Below are 16,850 nucleotides of genomic sequence, written 5' to 3'. Positions count from 1 at the left end.
GCAGAAACACAGGCAGAAGTGGCCAGCGCTTGCTGTAATTGTCGTGATGACCAGTCAAGCCTTCGATACGCCCCGAGGGGGCACGCCCTTCGGGGTGATGCTGCGATCCCTGCGCCGGGCCGCCCGGATGACCCTGGAAGAGCTGTCCGGGGCGTCCGGAGTCAGTGTCCGCGCGCTCGGCGACATGGAGCGCGGACGCAGCCGGGGACCGCAGCGCCGCACCGTCGACGCGCTGGCCGCCGCGCTGGCCCTGGACGGTGAGCAGCGCGAGCGCCTCCAGCGCCTGGCCGACGCCGGCCGGGAACGCGGCGGCCAGAGCCCGTCGCCGTATCTGCTGCGCACCGTCGCGGACTTCACCGGCCGGGAGCAGGAGCTGGCGGATCTGGAGGAGCTCGTCACCGGTTCCGGTCCCCGGGCGGTGGTGCTGTTCGGGCCAGGCGGGCAGGGCAAGACGACGCTCGCCGCGGAGGCCGCGCGGCGGCTGGCCGGGCACTTCCCGGACGGCTGTGTCAGTGTGCGGCTGCACGGCATGAGCGAGGCGCCGCTGCCTGCCGCCGAGGCGCTGGTCCTGCTGCTGACGGCGCTCGGTCGTCCGCCCGAGCGGATCCCGGTGGACCCGGTCGCCCGGGAGGCCGTCTACCGGGCCGCCCTGGGCTCCCGGCGGGCGCTGATCGTCCTCGACGACGCGGCCGACGAGGAGCGCACCAGGCCGCTGCTGCCGGACGCCGAGGGCAGTTTCGTGCTGGTCACCAGCAGACGGCCGCTGGCCGGTCTGGAGGGGGTACGGCGGATCAGGCTCGGCGGGCTCAGCGGCCACGAGTCGGCGGTGCTGCTGGAGCGGATCCTCGGGGCCGCGCGCACCGACGGCCAGTCCGAGGCGATCGCCCGGCTCACCGGGCTGTGCGGGCATCTGCCGCTGGCCCTGCGGATCGTCGGCAACCGCCTCTCCAGCCGCCCGCGCTGGGCCCCGTCCCGGCTGGCCGACCAACTCGGCGACGAGGGGCGGCGGTTGAACGGCCTGATCGCGGGCGACCTCGCCGTGCGCAGCGCCCTCGCCCTGTCCTACGGCCAGCTCACCGGCCCCCACCGGATGCTGTTGCGCCGGCTCGCGCTGCTGCCCGGGCCCGACACCGGCCCCGACCTCGCGGCCGTCCTGACCGGCGAGGACGCGTGGACGACCGAGGACTCCCTCGACGTCCTGGTCGACCGCGGCCTGCTGGAGGAGCCGGCGCCGGGCCGATACGGCCTGCACGACCTGGTGCGCCTCTTCGCCCGTGAGCAACTCGACGAGGAGGAGACACAGTCGGTGGGCCTCCGCACGGCGGACTGGCTGCTGCGCTCGGCATCCGCGGCGGGCCGCTGGTTCGAGGCGCCGGGTGCGCCTCGACCGTGGCCCGGTGAGGTCCCGGCCTTCGCGCCCGCGTCGGCCGACGAGGCGGAGGCGTGGCTGAGAGCCGAACGCGCTCACTGGGCCGGGGCGCTGCCCCTCATGTTCGCGGCGGACCGGCACCGGGAGATCCTCCACACCTCACGCACCCTGTACTGGTTCTCCGACCGCTGGGACAAGTGGCCCGAGTGGCAGAGCCTGTTCTCGTACGGCGCCCGGAGCGCGGCTGCGCTCGGGGACACGGCTGCCGAGGCGCACCAGCTCAACTGCCTCGCCTGGGCGCACTCGTTCAGCTACCAGTACGAGCAGGCCGAACAACTCGCCCGGCGCGCCCTGGTGTTGGCGACCGAGGCCGAGGACGTCGGGCAGCAGGCCTGGGCATGGGCCTACCTCACCGGGGCCCGCATGAACCTCAAACGCCCCGAGGAGGCGGTGGAGGCGGCGGAGAACGCCGTACGGCTCTTCGAGGCCGCCGGCGACACCACCGGAAGGGCGGTCGCCCAGCGGGCCCTCGGCAGCGCCCTGCGCGAGGCCGGCCGCCCTGAGGGGGCCCTGGCCATCCACCGCGCCCTGCTCGGCGCCCGGGCCGGTGACGTGCCCGACCTCGACAACTACATGCGGGCCATCCTCCAGCACGAGACGGCCCTGGACCTGCTCGCCCTGCGCCGTTGGCCCGAGGCCGCCGAGGCCTACCGGGCCGTCACGGTCCCCGCCACCCACAAGGGCATCGACCACCTCCAGGCCCGCACCCTCTCCGGCCTGGCCACCGCCCTGGAACACTGCGGCGACCTGGCAGAGGCCCACACCCACTACACCCGGGCCCACGCCCTGTACACCGCGCTCGGCAACACGGCCTCCGCGGCGGATACGGCGGCCGCGGTCGAGCGGACCCGCCGGGCCGACGCCACCCGTCACCCCAGCTCGACCGCCACCCGATGATCCGGCTGCCAATCCTTGGCCAGGATCGAGTGGTCGCCGGCGACGGCGCGGTACAGCCGCATGCCGGAGTCGCCCGCTATGTCCTCGGCGGTCCAGACCCGTCCGCCGTGGAGCAAGGAACGCCGGGAGAAGACGTCGAGGCCGTGCTCGACGTCCGGCCCGTCCACGCGCGCGGCGACGGCGGACATGTACACACCCTGACCGGTGGAGACCGCCGCGGACGAGTCGAAGACGGAGATCCCCACCTCGGGCCGTACGGCGATGTTGCGGGAGTGCCGGACATCCGGCGAGGAGACCCAGAAGAACTCGCGGTACTCCTCGTGGGCGAAGTACACCGGAGAACTCCACGGCCGCCCGTCCGCGTCGGCGGTGGCGAGCACCATGTACAGGTTCGCGTCGACGACGCCGCGCACGATCTCCCCGGGACCGGGATTCACCGGCGGACCCTTCGGTACGTCAGAGGGAAGTCCTGCTGCCAGCCGTCCGAGTCGTCCCGCCACATCTCCCAGACACCACGGATGGTGTCGCCGTCCTCGCCGACCTGCGCGGTGTACCGCTGCCGGAAGTCCAGGGGCGAGAAGTCCGGGGTCTCTCGCAGCAACTGCCACACGCCGTCGGTGAAGGTCATGGCATACAGCCGTACGACGCCCCGCGAGTCGTAGTAGTGCTGTGTGTAGCCGCCCGTCGCCGGGTCGACGGCGATGACCGCCATGCTGTTCGGTGCCGGGTTCGGCGCTTCCGTCCGCTGGACCAGAAACCGCCCGTCAAGGGTCCACTCGAACACACTGCGCCCCGGAGGCACCTCAAGGCCGGGAAACTCGGCCTCCACCACCCACTCCCCGACCAGGACATCCAGCCGCTTCAAGGCTTCCTGCTGTGCCGCTGCACCCATCACGAGCACCTCCCTCTCGTCAGTACAGACGGCAGCGGCGGGCGGAACTCATCGCTCAGCGAGCCTGCTGCCACCGCGCCGTGCACAGCCCGGCCTCCTCGGGCCGCCGCAGCCGGTTGCCCACGGTCCCGCCGGGCGTCTCACGCGGCGCCCCGATAGCGAAGCCCAGGCTCCGCAGGAAGCCCAGGCCCGGCTCCCACCCCGACGGACAAGTGGCGGTCACGTTCCGCATCCCGCGCCCGGCCGCCTCCTTGAGCAACCGGCGAGCGACGTACGCACCGATTCCCTCGCGCCGCGCCTCGGGGGCGACGAGGAACAACCCCACCGAGCAGCCCGCGACATCGGGGTGCCGGTCCACGACGTCGACCAGCCCGAGGACGCTCTCGCCCCGGCACATCACCAGCAGCCGCTTCTGGTCGGGGTCCGCTTCCTCGGGCAGCGCGTAGTACAGGCTCTGTACGTCCGCCGGGAGCGCCGGACCTCCGGTCGCGGCGACGAAGTAGTCCTCGCAGGCCGCGAACAGAGCGGCGACCCCCGGCTCGTCCTCCGGCGTCATCTCACGCACCGTCACGGGGCGCCCGACCTCGGTCTCCGCCATGGTTCACCGCCTCACCTCGCACAGTCGAACCACACCGTCTTACCACCGCCGGCCGCGGGACCACCGCCGCGAGAACCCCGCGGGTCCGGTAGTGGCGCTACGCCTGAGGTCTCCCCCCACCCTCCGCCTTCGCCGCCCGGTGGGATCCAGCCCTCTGTTCGGACGCTACAGCCGCTGAATGATCGTCCCGGTCGCCAGCCCACCCCCCGCGCACATGGTGATGAGCGCGAACTCCTTGTCCGTACGCTCCAGTTCATGGAGCGCGGTGGTGATCAACCGCGCTCCCGTCGCCCCCACCGGATGCCCGAGCGCGATCGCGCCGCCGTTGACGTTGACCTTCTCCAGGTCCTGCTCGAAGACCTGCGCCCAGCTCAGCACCACCGACGCGAACGCCTCGTTGATCTCGACGACGTCGATGTCCTTCAGGGACATGCCCGCCTTGCCCAGCACCGCCCGCGTCGCGTCGATCGGTCCGTCGAGGTGGAAGTGCGGGTCGGCGCCCACCAGCGCCTGGGCCACGATCCGCGCCCGTGGCTTCAGCTTCAGCGCGCGGGCCATCCGCTTGGACGCCCACATGATCGCCGCCGCGCCGTCGCTGATCTGCGAGGAGTTGCCCGCCGTGTGGAGGGCCGTCGGCATGACCGGCTTCAGGCCCGCGAGCGCCTCCATGGTCGTGTCGCGCAGGCCCTCGTCCCGGTCGACGAGCCGCCACATGCCCTGTCCGGCCCGCTGTTCCTGCTCGGTGGTGGGGACCTGGACAGCGAACGTCTCCCGCTTGAAGCGCTCCTCGGCCCAGGCCGCGGCGGCCCGCTCCTGCGAGATCAGGCCCAGCGAGTCGACGTTCTCCCGCGTCAGGCCGCGATGGCGCGCGATCCGCTCCGCCGCCTCGAACTGGTTCGGCAGGTCCACGTTCCACTCGTCGGGGAACGGCTTTCCGGGGCCGTGCTTCGACCCCGAGCCCAGCGGCACCCGCGACATCGCCTCCACACCGCACGAGATGCCGACGTCGATCACGCCCGCGGCGACCATGTTGGCCACCATGTGCGAGGCCTGCTGCGAGGAGCCGCACTGGCAGTCGACCGTCGTCGCCGCCGTCTCGTACGGCAGCCCCATGGTCAGCCAGGCCGTGCGCGCGGGGTTCATGGACTGCTCGCCGGCGTGCGTCACCGTACCGCCGACGATCTGTTCGACCGCGTCGGCGGGCATGCCGGTGCGGCCGAGGAGTTCACGGTAGGTCTCGCCCAGGAGGTAGGCGGGGTGGAGGTTGGCGAGCGCGCCGCCGCGCTTGCCGATGGGGGTGCGTACGGCTTCTACGATCACGGGTTCCGCGGCCATGGTGGGGGATCCTCTCCTCCGGTACCCGCGCGGCGCGGGGGCGTCCCGGCCGGCCCCGCCACGCTGAACTAGTACGTGTTCTAGTTCTGGCAGCAGTCTGCTGACACCGCGTCCACAACCGCAAGAGTCGTGCATGCAATTCGGCTTGCCGCACCTCTTGCCTCTTGTAGAACCCGTTACTACCTTCACGGCAAACCAGAACCTGATGGTCCGTCAGAATTCGAGCCGGAGTCGCCCATGTCCTGTCCAGCCCTCCCCGACGGGTTCGACTTCACCGACCCCGACCTGCTGCACCACCGTGTGCCCCTGCCGGAGTTCGCCGAGCTGCGGCGGGCCGAACCGGTCCGCTGGATCCCGCAGTCGGGCAACATCGCCGGCTTCCAGGACGAGGGGTACTGGGCCGTCACCCGGCACGCGGACGTCAAGTACGTCTCCACCCACCCGGAGCTGTTCTCCTCGTACCTCAACACGGCGATCATCCGCTTCCACGAGCACATGGAGCGCGACGCGATCGACGCCCAGCGGCTGATCCTGCTCAACATGGATCCGCCGGAGCACACCCGGGTCCGCCAGATCGTGCAGCGCGTCTTCACCCCGCGTGCCATACGGGCGCTGGAGGACCGGCTGCGGGAGCGCGCCCACGCCATCGCGCAAACCGCCCGCGCGCAGAAAGGCCCCTTCGACTTCGTCACCGAGGTCGCCTGCGAACTGCCCCTGCAGGCGATCGCCGAGCTCATCGGCATCCCGCAGGACGACCGGGCCAAGATCTTCGACTGGTCCAACAAGATGATCTCGTACGACGACCCGGAGTACGCGATCACCGAGGAGATCGGCGCCGAGTCGGCCACCGAGCTGATCGCCTACGCCATGAACATGGCCGCCGACCGCAAGCAGTGCCCGGCGAAGGACATCGTGACCACACTGGTGGCGGCCGAGGACGAGGGCAACCTCAACTCCGACGAGTTCGGCTTCTTCGTGCTGATGCTGGCCGTCGCGGGCAACGAGACGACCCGTAACGCCATCACCCACGGGATGCATGCGTTCCTGACCCATCCCGAGCAGTGGGAGCTGTACAAGCGGGAGCGCCCTCAGACCGCGGCCGAGGAGATCGTGCGGTGGGCGACCCCGGTCAACTCCTTTCAGCGGACGGCCACCCAGGACACCGAACTGGGCGGGAAGCTGATCAAGCAGGGGGACCGGGTCGGGATCTTCTACGCCTCCGCCAACCACGACCCGGAGGTCTTCACCGACCCCGACGCCTTCGACGTCCTGCGCGACCCCAACCCCCATCTCGGCTTCGGCGGCGGAGGCCCGCACTACTGCCTGGGCAAGTCCCTGGCCGTCCTGGAGATCGACCTGATCTTCAACGCGATCGCCGACGCCCTGCCGGGCCTCAGCCTGGCCGGCGACCCGTCCCGGCTGCGCTCGGCGTGGATCAACGGCGTGAAGCACCTTCAGGTCGAGGTCCGCTGACCGTGTCCGGCTGACGATGGTCTCGGGCCGGCGGCCTCCCGGCGCCGCCGGCCCGTCCATGCCGGGGTGGCCGCCCGCGGGCCCGACAGCAGGTACTGCAGCCCGAAACCCGCCCCGACCACGGTGGCACCGCCGACCGCGTCCAGGAACCAGTGGTTGCCGGTCGCGATGATCGAGGACAGCGTGAACAGCGGGTGCAGCAGACCGAAGGGCTTCAGCCACCACCTGGGCGCGAGGAGCACGATCACGACGCCGCACCACAGCGCCCATGCGAAGTGCAGGGACGGCATGGCCGCGTACTGGTTGGTGAACTCCGTCAGCGTGCCGTAGTTCGGCTTGGAGAAGTCCTGGACGCCGTGCACCGTGTCGATGACGCCGAGCCCCGGCATCAGGCGCGGCGGCGCCAGCGGGTACAGCCAGAAGCCCATCAGCCCGAACCCGGTGGCCAGGCCCAGCACCGAGCGCGCCCAGCGGTAGTCCACGGGGCGCCGCACATAGAGCACGGCGAGGATGGTCAGCGGCACCCCGAAGTGGAAGGACAGGTAGTAGTAGTCGAGGAAACCGCGCAGCCAGCCGACCTCGACCACGGCGTGGTTGACCCAGTGCTCGAAGTCGACGGACAGCCACTGCTCGATCCGGTGGATCTGGTGGCCGTGGTGTTCCGCGGTGGCCCGGTCGGCGGTCACCCCGAGCCGGATCTGCTGGTATGCGGCGTAGGTGACGCGCATCAGGAGCACTTCGAGGAGCAGGTTCGGGCGGGTGAGGACCCGGCGCAGGAAGGGGACGACGGGCACGTGCCGGAAGCGGGCCGGGACCGGGACGGCGTACCCGGGCGGGACCGGTGAGCGGTAGTGCGGGGAGGTACGGGACAGGAACGGCACGAAGGCGGCCGCGGCGAGGGCGGCGACCAGCACCGTGTTGTCCCGCAGCGGGAACAGCCGCTCCATGTGCGGCAGCAACATCGTCGCCGGCAGTGTCATCACCAGCACCACCGCGACCGGCCACACATACCGGTCGGAGGCCCGCCTGCCCACCCGTCCCACCACCGCGAGCAGCACCCACAGCAGCTGGTGCTGCCAGGCCGTCGGCGACACGGCGATCGCCGCGCAGCCGGTGACGGCGACCGCGAGGAGCAACTGTCCGTCGCGCGCGTAGCGCACGGCTCGGCGCACCCCGAACACGGCGACCGCGGTGCCCAGCACGAAGAACAGGACGATCTCCACAGGGCCGGAGAATCCGAGCCGGAGCAGCGCGCCGTGCAGGGACTGGTTGGCGAGGTCGTCGGCCCTGCCGCCGAGACCGGCGCCCGCGATGTGGTGCACCCAGTAGGCGGACGAGTCGTGCGGCATCGCGGCCCACGCGAGCACCGTGCAGGCGGCGAACGTGATCCCGGTGGCGGCAGCGGCGCGGCGGCGCCCGGTGAACCACAGCAGCGGGGCGAAGAGCAGCACGGTCGGCTGGAGGGCGGCAGCGAGCCCGATCAGCAGACCGCTGCCGCGTTCACCGCGGACGACGAAGCAGCCGAGCAGCACCAGCAGGACCGGGATGATGCTGGTCTGTCCGAGCCACAGCGTGTTGCGGACCGGCAGCGACAGCATCAGCAGACTGATCGCGAGCGGCGCGGCGAACAGGGAGCTCCGCCGGCTCACCGGCTGCGGCAGCGCCCGGGCCGCGATCAGGCCCAGCGCGACCACCAGCAGCAGGGTGCCGAAGGTCCAGCCCCAGCCGAGGGCCTGTTCGGCCGCCCGGGTGAGGGGCTTGAGGACCAGTCCGCCGAACGGTGTGCCGGTGAACCGCGTCGAGTCGTACAGCGATCCCTTCACATGCAGGACGCCGTGGGGACCGGCCCACGTCTCCAGGTCCGTCAGCCGTTCACCACGGGGGGTACTGAGGACGACGGCCATCTGGCGTACGGCGAGCACGGCCGCGACGAGCCACAGGCCGAGGCGGACCGCATGCAGGCGCCTGGGAGCTCCTTCGACGGCTGTCGCTCCGAAGGTCTCCGCCTGTGGCCGGCTGTGCTCCACGTTCGCCACGCCTGGTCGGCCTCCCGCCCCTTCGCTCCTTTTCGCACCCTGCGCGCGCCCGATTTGTCGGAATGACCATAGTGCGCCCGATGCGGGATCGCCTCCGGAACCGCCGTGACCCCCGTACCGTTCGAAACCCTGTCCACGGCTGCACGGAGCCCTGGAGGAACGACCTGTTTCCTGCGGAAATGCACACGCGCGGTGACTGGCGATCATGGTGACCCTGCTTGCGACACAGCCGAGTCATTGATCGCACCGGCGTACGCGTGCGGCTGCGGCGGGTGAGCGCGGGCCGCGAGGAGTCCGTCGTGCGCTGGGACGGCGGCCGGAAGCAGATCGATGGGGGCACCCCCGCTCGACATGGTCGAGAGCGCGGGAGAGCCTGACGGTCGGCGGGGACGCCGACCGGGCCGCCTGGATCATGCCGGTGCCGCACCGGGCCACGGTCGGGCTCGACGATCCGGCACTGTCCACCCAGCTCGCCGCCACCACCGCCCCCGCACACCGCGACCGCTACCACTTCTGGCCGCAGGACGGCGACTGACCGGCCGACTCGACACCAACGGCTTCACCATGCCGCCCCGGCCCGCAGTACGCCCTCCAGGGGTATGTGAGCCGCCGCTGGGAGTACGTCGCCGTCCGTCTTCTCCCCGGACACCGCCGGTGCACGCGCCTCCACCGATCAGCTGAACGCGGCCGTCATGATCTCCCTGACGGGGCACCGGCCCGCGGCTATATTCATTAGGACAGCTAGTTAGAAGCGCTAACCAGTTACACGGAAGGCACAGGCGAATGAGCGAGTCGCAGGTCTGGGACGACGTGGACGACTACTTCACCGCGCACCTCGCCCAGGACGACGACGTCCTCGAAGCGGCCCTCCGCGACAGCGACGCCGCCGAGCTCCCACCGATCGCGGTCACCCCGCTGCAGGGCAAGTTCCTGCAGCTCCTCGCCCAGGTCCAGGGCGCCCGCAGCATCCTGGAGATCGGCACCCTCGGCGGCTACAGCACCATCTGGCTGGCCCGCGCGCTGCCCGACGACGGCCGGCTGATCTCGCTCGAGTACAACCCCAAGCACGCCGAGGTCGCCGCCCGCAACATCGCGCGGGCGGGCCTCGAGCGGATCGTCGAGGTGCGGGTCGGCCCCGCCCTGGAGTCGCTGCCCAAGCTGGCCGACGAGAACCCGCCCCCCTTCGACCTGGTCTTCATCGACGCCGACAAGGTCAACAACCCGAACTACGTGGAGTGGGCCCTCAGACTCACCAGCGCGGGCAGCCTGATCGTCGTGGACAACGTCGTACGCGGCGGCCGGGTCGCCGACGCGGACAGCAAGGCGCCCGACGTGCTGGGCAGCCGCGCCGCCGTCGAACTGATCGGCTCGCACCCGCGGTTGAGCGGCACGGCGGTCCAGACGGTGGGCGGCAAGGGCCACGACGGCTTCGCGCTGGCGCGCGTGCTGGCGTAGCCCTTGTGCCCTCGGCCGTCGCTCAGAACTCGTGATAGAAGCCGACGTTGACGCTGCGCGGGGCGGTGCGGTCCTGGACGACGATCTCGCCGCTGCCGCCTCTGGGCAGCGCCACGGTCCCGCCGTAGGCGAGCGGCTGCGCGTACTCACCGACGATCAACCGGACCTCGGAGGACGGGTCGGGCTGTGAGCCGCGCAGCCAGGTCAGCTGCCAGGTCCCCTCGGGGCCGCACAGGAACTCCAGGTGGACCCGGGAGATGAACAGCCAGTCGTCGGGCGTCGCAAGGCGGCACACGGAGGTGTCCCGCCCCACCCGCAGCACGGCGCCGGGCTCACTGGGTGCGTCGGCCATGAGCATGCCGGCCGTGGCCCCCTCTTCCGCCCCGGAGACGGTGGCCATGGTCAGTTCGAGCACGCGCTGCTCCTCTTGAAGTGTCCTAACACGGCGGCCGCATGATAAATCGCCCGGGCATGCCGCGTCCGGCACAATGGAGTCATGACCGAGCGAAAGCCACCGGGTGTGCCGTTCGAGTCCTGGGTCGACAAACAGATCCGTGATGCCGTCAGACGCGGCGAGTTCGCCCAACTGCCGGGCGCGGGCAAGCCGTTGCCCGCCGGAACCGACACCTCGTACGACGAACTGTGGTGGGTCAAGCAGAAGATGGCCCGCGAGGGCCTGTCCGTGCTGCCGCCCACGCTCGCCCTGCGCAAGGAGGCCGAGGATGCGCTGGCGGCGGCCTATGCGGCGCCCTCGGAGCGGATCGCGCGGAAGCTCGTCACCGACGTCAACGTCAAGATCCGCGACATGATGTTCAAGCCGCCGCCCGGCCCCCCGCTCGGGATGAAGCCGTACGACGTGGAGGAGGTCGTACGGGAGTGGCGGGAGCGCCGGGCGACAGCGAGGGACGCGCGCAGGGGTACGGGCACTTCGGGTACGCCGGGTACTTCGAACGGGTCACCCGTGTAGGAGTCGTTCCGCCAGGGTGCGGTAGTCCCGCAGGGCCAGCCGGAGTTGCTCGGTGTCCTCGCCGTCCTGCCAGGACATGCGCAGGGTGCGGCGGCGCCGGGTCAGGGCCTCGGTGAACCGTCCGGCGATCTCCTCGACCACGTGGTCGGCCTCCTCGACGGAGTCCCGGGGCCCGTCCACGAACCCGGAGACCGCCTGGCGAAGACGGAGGCCCAGCTTGTCGCACTCGTCCTGCGGGAGGAGACGGCCGCTGGTGGGGGTGGTGGTGGCAGTGGTGCCGGGAGTGCCGGTGGGCCGGCCGGGAGCGGCGCCCTCGTGGGCCTCACCCTGGTCTGCCTCCTCCGTCACCTCGTGCGGGGTGGGCGTCACCGTGGTGCGGTTGGTCCTGTCCTCGGCCTCGGTGCCTTCGGCGGCGGGGCCGGTCGTCGCGTCCGTCATGTCGCTCAACTCCCCTTGGCGTGACGTCGGTTGAGGGCCCAGGGCAGATGGGCGCGGCTCTCGTGCCGTTGGGCCTTGGTGCGGGTGGCGGTGGACGCCGGGGCCTTCTCGGTGCGGCGGGGCGGGGCGGTCAGGTCCTCGAAGAGGGCCCGGGCCTCGACCATGGCCTCGCGCATCTCCTCCGTGTCGGCCCGGCCGCCGTCCTGCCCGCTCACGCCCGCGCGGGCGACACGGTGGACGCGCCGGTAGCCGTGGACGTGGTCGGCGTGGTGGACGGAGAGGGCGGCGAGCTGTTCCTCGTAGTGGCTGTCGTCGGGGAAGCCACGGAGGGCGGCGAGCTCCGCTAGCAGCCGGTCCGCCTCGGCGACCGCTTCCCGCGGCGCGTCGACGAAGCGCTCCTGCGCGGCCGTCCAGCGGGCCGTGAACTCCTCGCGCCGTGCCGGCTCCAACGGCTGCTCGCGCAGCGATCCGTGCCGCTGCACGCGCTCCGTGAGCTCACGCTCGGCGGCCTTGGCGTCCCCGTCGTGCCGGGCCAGCGTCCGGTCGTACTCGGGCCCGAAGCGCCGCTTCAGGTCCCGGCCGCCGTACCCGCCCCGGGCACGCAGGGTGAGGACGGCCGCGACAACGACCACGGCCGCCACGATCACGATCAGAGCGATGATCATGCCAGTGGACATGGGTGCCTTCCGGTGTGTCGGCCCCTCGGGCCGGTTCCTCGTCCGGGTTGCCCACAAGCCACCCCTCAAACGGCGACCGCCCGCTCCCGCCCTCGCCTCCCGGACGGACACCGAACCCGCCGACGCGGCGCCGCGCCGGTCACCACCCCGGGGACTGCGGCCACGCGGCTTCGGATCCGTGCCGGCGGTGTGTCGATTTCGCGGGGCGTCGATCGACGCAGGGGTACAGAGGTTCGGAAGCGTACGGAGGAGGTTGTCATGGGTGAGGTCATCGCACGGCTGGCCATGTCGCTCGACGGGTACATCGCGGGGCCCGAGTCGGGGCGTGAGCACCCGCTCGGGATCGGTGGGGAGCGGCTGCACTCGTGGGTGTTCGGGCTGCGGACGTTCCGGCAGATGCAGGGGTTGCAGGGCGGGGAGACCGGACCGGACGACGATCTGCTCGCCGAGCATGTCGCCCGGCCCGGCGCGGTCGTGATGGGGCACGGCATGTACATCACCGGGGAGATCCCGTGGGGCGAGGAACCGCCCTTCCACGCGCCGGTGTACGTCGTCACGCACCACGCCCGCGAGGCGCTGGTGAAGAAGGGCGGCACGACCTTCCACTTCGTCACCGAGGGCCCGGGGCGGGCGCTGGAGCTGGCCAGGGAGGCGGCCGGGGCCAAGGACGTGTCGCTGGCGGGCGGCGCGGACCTGGTGCAGCAGTTCATCCGGGCGGGATGGCTGGACGAGCTGCTCCTGCACGTCGTGCCGGTGCTGGCCTGCGGCGGCCGCCGGCTCTTCGACGACCTGGGAGACCAGCACATCGAGTGGGAGAAGACCCAGGTCCTGGACTCGCCGGGGGTGACCCATATTCGGTTGCGTGCCCCGCACACCGTCTCCGCACAATGACCGGATGACCTGGACGATCGCCCCGGAACCCGTCGACTCCCCCGCGGCCGCCGCCCTTTGGCGGGCGTACTACACGGAGGTCAGCGACCGCTACTACCTCCTGCACGAGGGGCGGCGGACCGATCCGGCCGAGCTGGAGCGGGAGATCGCGGCGAACACCGGCGGCGAACTCGCCCCGCCGACCGGGCGGTTGCTCATCGCACGGTACGGCGGTGAGCCCGCCGGGTCCGCGGGTGTACGGCTGCTGGACGCGACGACCGCCGAGCTCACCCGGGTCTTCGTGTACGAGGGGATGCGCGGCAAAGGCGGGGCCGCGCTCCTCGTGGGCGCCGCCGAGGAGGCCGCCCGGGACCTCGGCGCCGCCCAGTTGATCCTCGACACCCGAAGCGACCTCGTGGAGGCCCGCGCCCTGTACGCACGGCTCGGTTACGACGAGACCGGGCCGCACAACGACGACATGTACGCCGAGCACTGGTTCCGCAAGGCCCTCAACTGACCTTCGCCGCCGACTCCTTGTGCGGCTGCTCCTGGTCCGAGCCGCACATCTCTTCGTTCAGCTCCTTCACCAGCCGGTTCAGATCGGTCGGCCGGTCCGGGCCCCACCAGTCGCCGAGCAGTTCCGCGAGGGACTCCTCACGGGCCTCGGCGAGCCGTTCGGCCACCTCGCGCCCCTGGTCGGTGAGGACCAGGTCGAGGCCCTCCCGGATGGCGAGGCGCCGCTCCTCGACCTGGCGGGCGGCGGCGATGACGACCTGGAGCGGCACGGTGCCGCGCTCGGCGAGCACGGCCGGTTCCGCCCACCCCTGCTTCTTGATCCGCAGCAGCAGCCAGCTCGCCGCGGGCAGCAGGTCGTAGCCCGCCCGGTCGGTGATCTTCTGGTAGACCTCGCGCCGGCCCTCCCGCGTACCCAGCAGGGACAGCGCCCGGCACACCTCGTCGTACGAGGACCGCTCGACGGGATTGCTGGCCAGGGTCTCCGTGACGTCGGGCGCCGTGACGGACCCGCGCAGCCTGTCCTCCTTGAGGAACCAGGCCAGCACGAAGCCGAGGAGGGCGACGGGGGCCGCGTACAGGAAGACGTCGGTGATGGACGCCGCGTACGCGTGCAGGGCGGGGCCGCGCAGGGCGGGCGGCAGGGAGCCGATGCCGCGCGGGTCGGACTTGAGGGCGTCCGGTGAGATGCCGGCGGGGAGCCGGGCGCCGCGGAAGGCGTCCGTCAGCTTGTCGCCGAGGCGGCTCGCGAAGACCGTGCCGAAGATCGCCACGCCGAAGGAGGCCCCGATCGAGCGGAAGAAGGTCGCGCCCGAGGTGGCGACGCCGAGATCCTCGTACGAGACGGCGTTCTGCACGATCAGGACCAGCACCTGCATGACCAGGCCGAGTCCGAGGCCGAAGACGAAGAAGTAGACGCTCATCTCGGCGGTGGAGCTGTGCTCGTCGAGCCGGTGCAGAAGCAGCAGGCCGAGTGCGGTGACGCCCGTACCCGCGACCGGGAAGACCTTCCAGCGGCCGGTGCGGCTGACGATCTGGCCGGAGGTGGTGGACGACAGCAGCATGCCGAACACCATGGGCAGCATGTGCACACCGGACATGGTGGGCGTCACGCCCTGGACGACCTGGAGGAAGGTCGGCAGATAGGTCATCGCGCCGAACATGGCGAAGCCGACGATGAAGCTGATGACCGCGGAGAGGGCGAAGGTGCGGATGCGGAACAGCTTGAGCGGCAGGACGGGTTCGGCGGCCCTGCGCTCCACGGCCACGAACGCGACGGCCAGTCCGACGCCCAGCAGGATCAGCCCGACGATCTGCGTCGAACCCCAGCCCCAGGTGGTGCCGCCGAGTGAGGCGACCAGGATCAGACAGGTGGCGACCGCGGCGATGAGGAAGGTGCCGAGGTAGTCGATGACGTGCTGCGCGGTCCGGCGCGGGATGCGCAGGGCGGTCGCGATCACGGCGAGCGCGACGACACCGACGGGAAGGTTGACGTAGAAGACCCAGCGCCAGCTGAGGTGTTCGGTGAACAGCCCGCCGAGCAGCGGCCCCAGCACGCTCGTCGCACCGAAGACGGCCCCGAACAGGCCCTGGTAGCGGCCGCGTTCACGCGGCGATACGACATCCCCGACGATCGCCATCGACAGCACCATCAACCCGCCGCCGCCCAGGCCCTGCACCGCCCGGAACGCGATCAACTGGGGCATGTTCTGCGCCATTCCGCAGAGCGCGGAACCGATGAGGAAAATCACGATCGCGGTCTGGAACAGCCGTTTGCGCCCGTACTGGTCACCGAGCTTGCCCCACAGCGGGGTCGCGGCGGTCGAGGCCAGCAGATACGCGGTGACCACCCAGGACAGATGGTCGAGGCCGCCGAGGTCGCTGACGATGGTGGGCAGCGCGGTCGACACGATGGTCTGGTCGAGGGCGGCGAGCAGCATCCCGAGGAGCAGGGCGCCGATCGACACCAGTACGTTCCCGGACACGTGTTCCTGGGTGGCGCCGCCCCGCTGCGGGGGCTTCGCGAATGCCTGTGCGTCTCGCACATTCCCCGTCATACCGTGCGCATCCCCGGCCATGAAGACCTCCTGCGGCTCTCGTTACAGGTCCATGGTGATCGGTGTGACCGGTTATGGCCTGTTGAGTCCTCATGGAACCCGGTATTCCGGGGGCCACGGGCGCGGCGTGAAGATGATCTGGATAACCTCTGAAGTTCGCGAGGGGAGCGTGAAGGGAGGGACGAACGCGTGACAGACCCGAAAGGTCACCAGTGCCCGGAGTGCGGAGCGCCCAGAGGGGCGGACAACACCCCGTCCTGCGGCTGCACTCAACGGGCGTCCGACGCCCTGCGCGCCGCCCGTACGGCCGAACAGGCCGCGGCGGAGGACTTCGACCCGCTGCGGATACGTCCGTATGTCGAGCTGGAGGGCGAGGGAAGCGAGCCCGCGGCACCTCCTGCGCTGCCGGCGGTCGAGGCGACGATGCCATTACGGCCGGTGGGGGCCGAGGTGCCGAACGCCGACGCTCTGCCCCTCTTCGAGGGCGCGGGCACGGAGGGCACCGAGGACTCGTACGACACCGAGGACTCGTACGACGAGGACGACGCGGCGGGCGGGGGGCGCCGCAGACGCCGCACCGTGCTGCTCGGTGTCGGCGGGGCGGTCGTCGCCGTGATGACGGCGGCCGGGATGGCGAGCGGGCTGTTCTCCTACGAGGCGCCGACGCGGGACACGGCGCTGCCCGACGACATACGGGCGAGCGTGCCGGACGTGTCGCCGAGCCCGGAGACCGCGTCGCCGTCGCACAGCGCCACGCCCGTACGGCCCGCGGCGCCGGCACCGGTGCACAGCGCGAGCCCGTCGCTCTCGCCGTCCCCGTCGGCGACGAGCGCCTCGCCGAGACCGTCCCGCTCGCCCGAGCCGGCCGGGACCCCGCCGGCCACCGCCAGTGCCAGCATCGGAGCGACCGACAGCCGCCAGTCGGCGCCTCCCGTGCTGCGCCGCGGCTCCGAGGGCCCCGAGGTCGTCGAACTCGAACTGCGCCTGACCCAGCTCGGCCTCTACACGGGAACGCCGACCGGCCACTACGACGAGGGCGTCGAGGACGCGGTCAGCCGGTACCAGTGGGCGCGCGGGATCCAGGGGGACGAGCTGGGGGTGTACGGGGCGGTGACGCGTGCGCGGCTGGAGTCGGAGACGTCGCAGCCGTGAGGCCGCGCGCCTCCGGCTGGGGGCTGCCGCCCCCAGACCCCCGCTTCGGCCTGAACGGCCT

General features: G+C 71.5%; 17 protein-coding genes. 8 read left to right on the top strand and 9 right to left on the bottom strand.

Going from position 1 to position 16,850, the window contains the following annotated elements:
- Nucleotides 1-46 precede the first annotated feature (46 nt).
- Nucleotides 47-2,326, top strand: coding sequence for an NB-ARC domain-containing protein (locus tag ACWCRD_RS20930; RefSeq protein ID WP_450967287.1), 2,280 nt, complete (start codon nt 47-49; stop codon nt 2,324-2,326).
- On the opposite strand, the gene ACWCRD_RS20925 is transcribed toward ACWCRD_RS20930, so the two are convergent.
- The 4 genes from ACWCRD_RS20925 to ACWCRD_RS20910 form a co-directional block, all read right to left on the bottom strand.
- Complete coding sequence (locus ACWCRD_RS20925; protein WP_450967286.1) at nt 2,299-2,763, bottom strand: pyridoxamine 5'-phosphate oxidase family protein; 465 nt, start codon at nt 2,761-2,763, stop codon at nt 2,299-2,301. The genes ACWCRD_RS20930 and ACWCRD_RS20925 overlap by 28 nt on opposite strands.
- Entirely contained in the window at nt 2,760-3,218 is a 459-nt protein-coding gene (locus tag ACWCRD_RS20920; RefSeq protein ID WP_450967285.1) for a hypothetical protein, read from the bottom strand. Before ACWCRD_RS20920 ends, ACWCRD_RS20925 begins: the two co-directional genes overlap by 4 nt.
- Nucleotides 3,219-3,273: 55 nt before the next feature.
- Nucleotides 3,274-3,816: an N-acetyltransferase family protein gene (locus ACWCRD_RS20915; RefSeq protein ID WP_450967284.1), complete on the bottom strand. Its 543-nt coding sequence runs from the start codon at nt 3,814-3,816 to the stop codon at nt 3,274-3,276.
- A 165-nt stretch (nt 3,817-3,981) separates the two neighbouring features.
- The gene (locus ACWCRD_RS20910) at nt 3,982-5,151 is read right to left on the bottom strand and encodes a steroid 3-ketoacyl-CoA thiolase (RefSeq protein WP_450967283.1); all 1,170 of its coding nucleotides are present in this window, start codon (nt 5,149-5,151) and stop codon (nt 3,982-3,984) included.
- A 237-nt stretch (nt 5,152-5,388) separates the two neighbouring features.
- Here ACWCRD_RS20910 and ACWCRD_RS20905 point away from each other — a divergent pair, with 237 nt between their 5' ends.
- Nucleotides 5,389-6,624, top strand: a complete 1,236-nt coding sequence (locus ACWCRD_RS20905; protein ID WP_450967282.1) for a cytochrome P450 — start codon at nt 5,389-5,391, stop codon at nt 6,622-6,624.
- On the opposite strand, the gene ACWCRD_RS20900 is transcribed toward ACWCRD_RS20905, so the two are convergent.
- Entirely contained in the window at nt 6,606-8,660 is a 2,055-nt protein-coding gene (locus ACWCRD_RS20900) for a bifunctional glycosyltransferase 87/phosphatase PAP2 family protein (protein ID WP_450967281.1), read from the bottom strand. The genes ACWCRD_RS20905 and ACWCRD_RS20900 overlap by 19 nt on opposite strands.
- A 412-nt stretch (nt 8,661-9,072) precedes the next feature.
- Here ACWCRD_RS20900 and ACWCRD_RS20895 point away from each other — a divergent pair, with 412 nt between their 5' ends.
- Nucleotides 9,073-9,195 carry a DUF2330 domain-containing protein gene (locus tag ACWCRD_RS20895; RefSeq protein WP_450967280.1) on the top strand — a complete coding sequence of 41 codons (123 nt, stop codon included), beginning with the start codon at nt 9,073-9,075 and terminating at the stop codon, nt 9,193-9,195.
- Nucleotides 9,196-9,443: 248 nt separating this feature from the next.
- Complete coding sequence (locus tag ACWCRD_RS20890; protein WP_450967279.1) at nt 9,444-10,115, top strand: O-methyltransferase; 672 nt, start codon at nt 9,444-9,446, stop codon at nt 10,113-10,115.
- 22 nt (nt 10,116-10,137) lie between these two features.
- Here ACWCRD_RS20890 and ACWCRD_RS20885 read toward each other — a convergent pair whose 3' ends face one another.
- Nucleotides 10,138-10,530, bottom strand: coding sequence for a hypothetical protein (locus tag ACWCRD_RS20885; protein WP_344406529.1), 393 nt, complete (start codon nt 10,528-10,530; stop codon nt 10,138-10,140).
- Between the two features lie 81 nt (nt 10,531-10,611).
- Between ACWCRD_RS20885 and ACWCRD_RS20880 the strand changes: the two genes are divergently transcribed.
- On the top strand, nt 10,612-11,082 hold the full coding sequence (locus ACWCRD_RS20880; protein WP_450967278.1) for a DnaJ family domain-containing protein: 471 nt from the start codon (nt 10,612-10,614) through the stop codon (nt 11,080-11,082).
- On the opposite strand, the gene ACWCRD_RS20875 is transcribed toward ACWCRD_RS20880, so the two are convergent.
- Together ACWCRD_RS20875 and ACWCRD_RS20870 are read right to left on the bottom strand one after the other, a co-directional pair.
- Nucleotides 11,071-11,520 carry a hypothetical protein gene (locus ACWCRD_RS20875; protein WP_450967277.1) on the bottom strand — a complete coding sequence of 150 codons (450 nt, stop codon included), beginning with the start codon at nt 11,518-11,520 and terminating at the stop codon, nt 11,071-11,073. The two genes, ACWCRD_RS20880 and ACWCRD_RS20875, sit on opposite strands and share 12 nt — an antisense overlap.
- 5 nt (nt 11,521-11,525) lie before the next feature.
- Complete coding sequence (locus ACWCRD_RS20870) at nt 11,526-12,197, bottom strand: hypothetical protein (protein ID WP_450967276.1); 672 nt, start codon at nt 12,195-12,197, stop codon at nt 11,526-11,528.
- Between the two features lie 258 nt (nt 12,198-12,455).
- On the opposite strand from ACWCRD_RS20870, the gene ACWCRD_RS20865 reads away from it, so the two are divergent.
- Both ACWCRD_RS20865 and ACWCRD_RS20860 read left to right on the top strand, forming a co-directional pair.
- Nucleotides 12,456-13,088, top strand: coding sequence for a dihydrofolate reductase family protein (locus ACWCRD_RS20865; protein ID WP_450967275.1), 633 nt, complete (start codon nt 12,456-12,458; stop codon nt 13,086-13,088).
- Between the two features lie 4 nt (nt 13,089-13,092).
- On the top strand, nt 13,093-13,584 hold the full coding sequence (locus ACWCRD_RS20860; RefSeq protein WP_450967274.1) for a GNAT family N-acetyltransferase: 492 nt from the start codon (nt 13,093-13,095) through the stop codon (nt 13,582-13,584).
- Here ACWCRD_RS20860 and ACWCRD_RS20855 read toward each other — a convergent pair.
- Entirely contained in the window at nt 13,577-15,658 is a 2,082-nt protein-coding gene (locus ACWCRD_RS20855) for a DHA2 family efflux MFS transporter permease subunit (protein ID WP_450967273.1), read from the bottom strand. The two genes, ACWCRD_RS20860 and ACWCRD_RS20855, sit on opposite strands and share 8 nt — an antisense overlap.
- 417 nt (nt 15,659-16,075) lie before the next feature.
- Between ACWCRD_RS20855 and ACWCRD_RS20850 the strand changes: the two genes are divergently transcribed.
- The gene (locus tag ACWCRD_RS20850; RefSeq protein WP_450967272.1) at nt 16,076-16,789 is read left to right on the top strand and encodes a peptidoglycan-binding protein; all 714 of its coding nucleotides are present in this window, start codon (nt 16,076-16,078) and stop codon (nt 16,787-16,789) included.
- The last annotated feature ends 61 nt before the right edge of the window (nt 16,790-16,850 follow it).

The organism is Streptomyces sp. NPDC002092 (assembly GCF_053593775.1).
The sequence above is the reverse complement of the archived record's forward strand: the minus strand, read 5'-3'. Positions and strand labels throughout refer to the sequence as shown.

Excerpts from the sequence above, each read along its gene's own strand:
- ACWCRD_RS20865 (WP_450967275.1), top strand. The coding sequence starts at position 12,456 with ATGGGTGAGGTCATCGCACGGCTGGCCATGTCGCTCGACGGGTACATC.
- ACWCRD_RS20880 (WP_450967278.1), top strand. The coding sequence starts at position 10,612 with ATGACCGAGCGAAAGCCACCGGGTGTGCCGTTCGAGTCCTGGGTCGAC.
- ACWCRD_RS20910 (WP_450967283.1), bottom strand. The coding sequence starts at position 5,151 with ATGGCCGCGGAACCCGTGATCGTAGAAGCCGTACGCACCCCCATCGGC.
- ACWCRD_RS20920 (WP_450967285.1), bottom strand. The coding sequence starts at position 3,218 with ATGGGTGCAGCGGCACAGCAGGAAGCCTTGAAGCGGCTGGATGTCCTG.
- ACWCRD_RS20860 (WP_450967274.1), top strand. The coding sequence starts at position 13,093 with ATGACCTGGACGATCGCCCCGGAACCCGTCGACTCCCCCGCGGCCGCC.
- ACWCRD_RS20895 (WP_450967280.1), top strand. The coding sequence starts at position 9,073 with ATGCCGGTGCCGCACCGGGCCACGGTCGGGCTCGACGATCCGGCACTG.
- ACWCRD_RS20855 (WP_450967273.1), bottom strand. The coding sequence starts at position 15,658 with ATGGCCGGGGATGCGCACGGTATGACGGGGAATGTGCGAGACGCACAG.
- ACWCRD_RS20930 (WP_450967287.1), top strand. The coding sequence starts at position 47 with ATGACCAGTCAAGCCTTCGATACGCCCCGAGGGGGCACGCCCTTCGGG.
- ACWCRD_RS20875 (WP_450967277.1), bottom strand. The coding sequence starts at position 11,520 with ATGACGGACGCGACGACCGGCCCCGCCGCCGAAGGCACCGAGGCCGAG.
- ACWCRD_RS20905 (WP_450967282.1), top strand. The coding sequence starts at position 5,389 with ATGTCCTGTCCAGCCCTCCCCGACGGGTTCGACTTCACCGACCCCGAC.
- ACWCRD_RS20890 (WP_450967279.1), top strand. The coding sequence starts at position 9,444 with ATGAGCGAGTCGCAGGTCTGGGACGACGTGGACGACTACTTCACCGCG.
- ACWCRD_RS20870 (WP_450967276.1), bottom strand. The coding sequence starts at position 12,197 with ATGTCCACTGGCATGATCATCGCTCTGATCGTGATCGTGGCGGCCGTG.
- ACWCRD_RS20915 (WP_450967284.1), bottom strand. The coding sequence starts at position 3,816 with ATGGCGGAGACCGAGGTCGGGCGCCCCGTGACGGTGCGTGAGATGACG.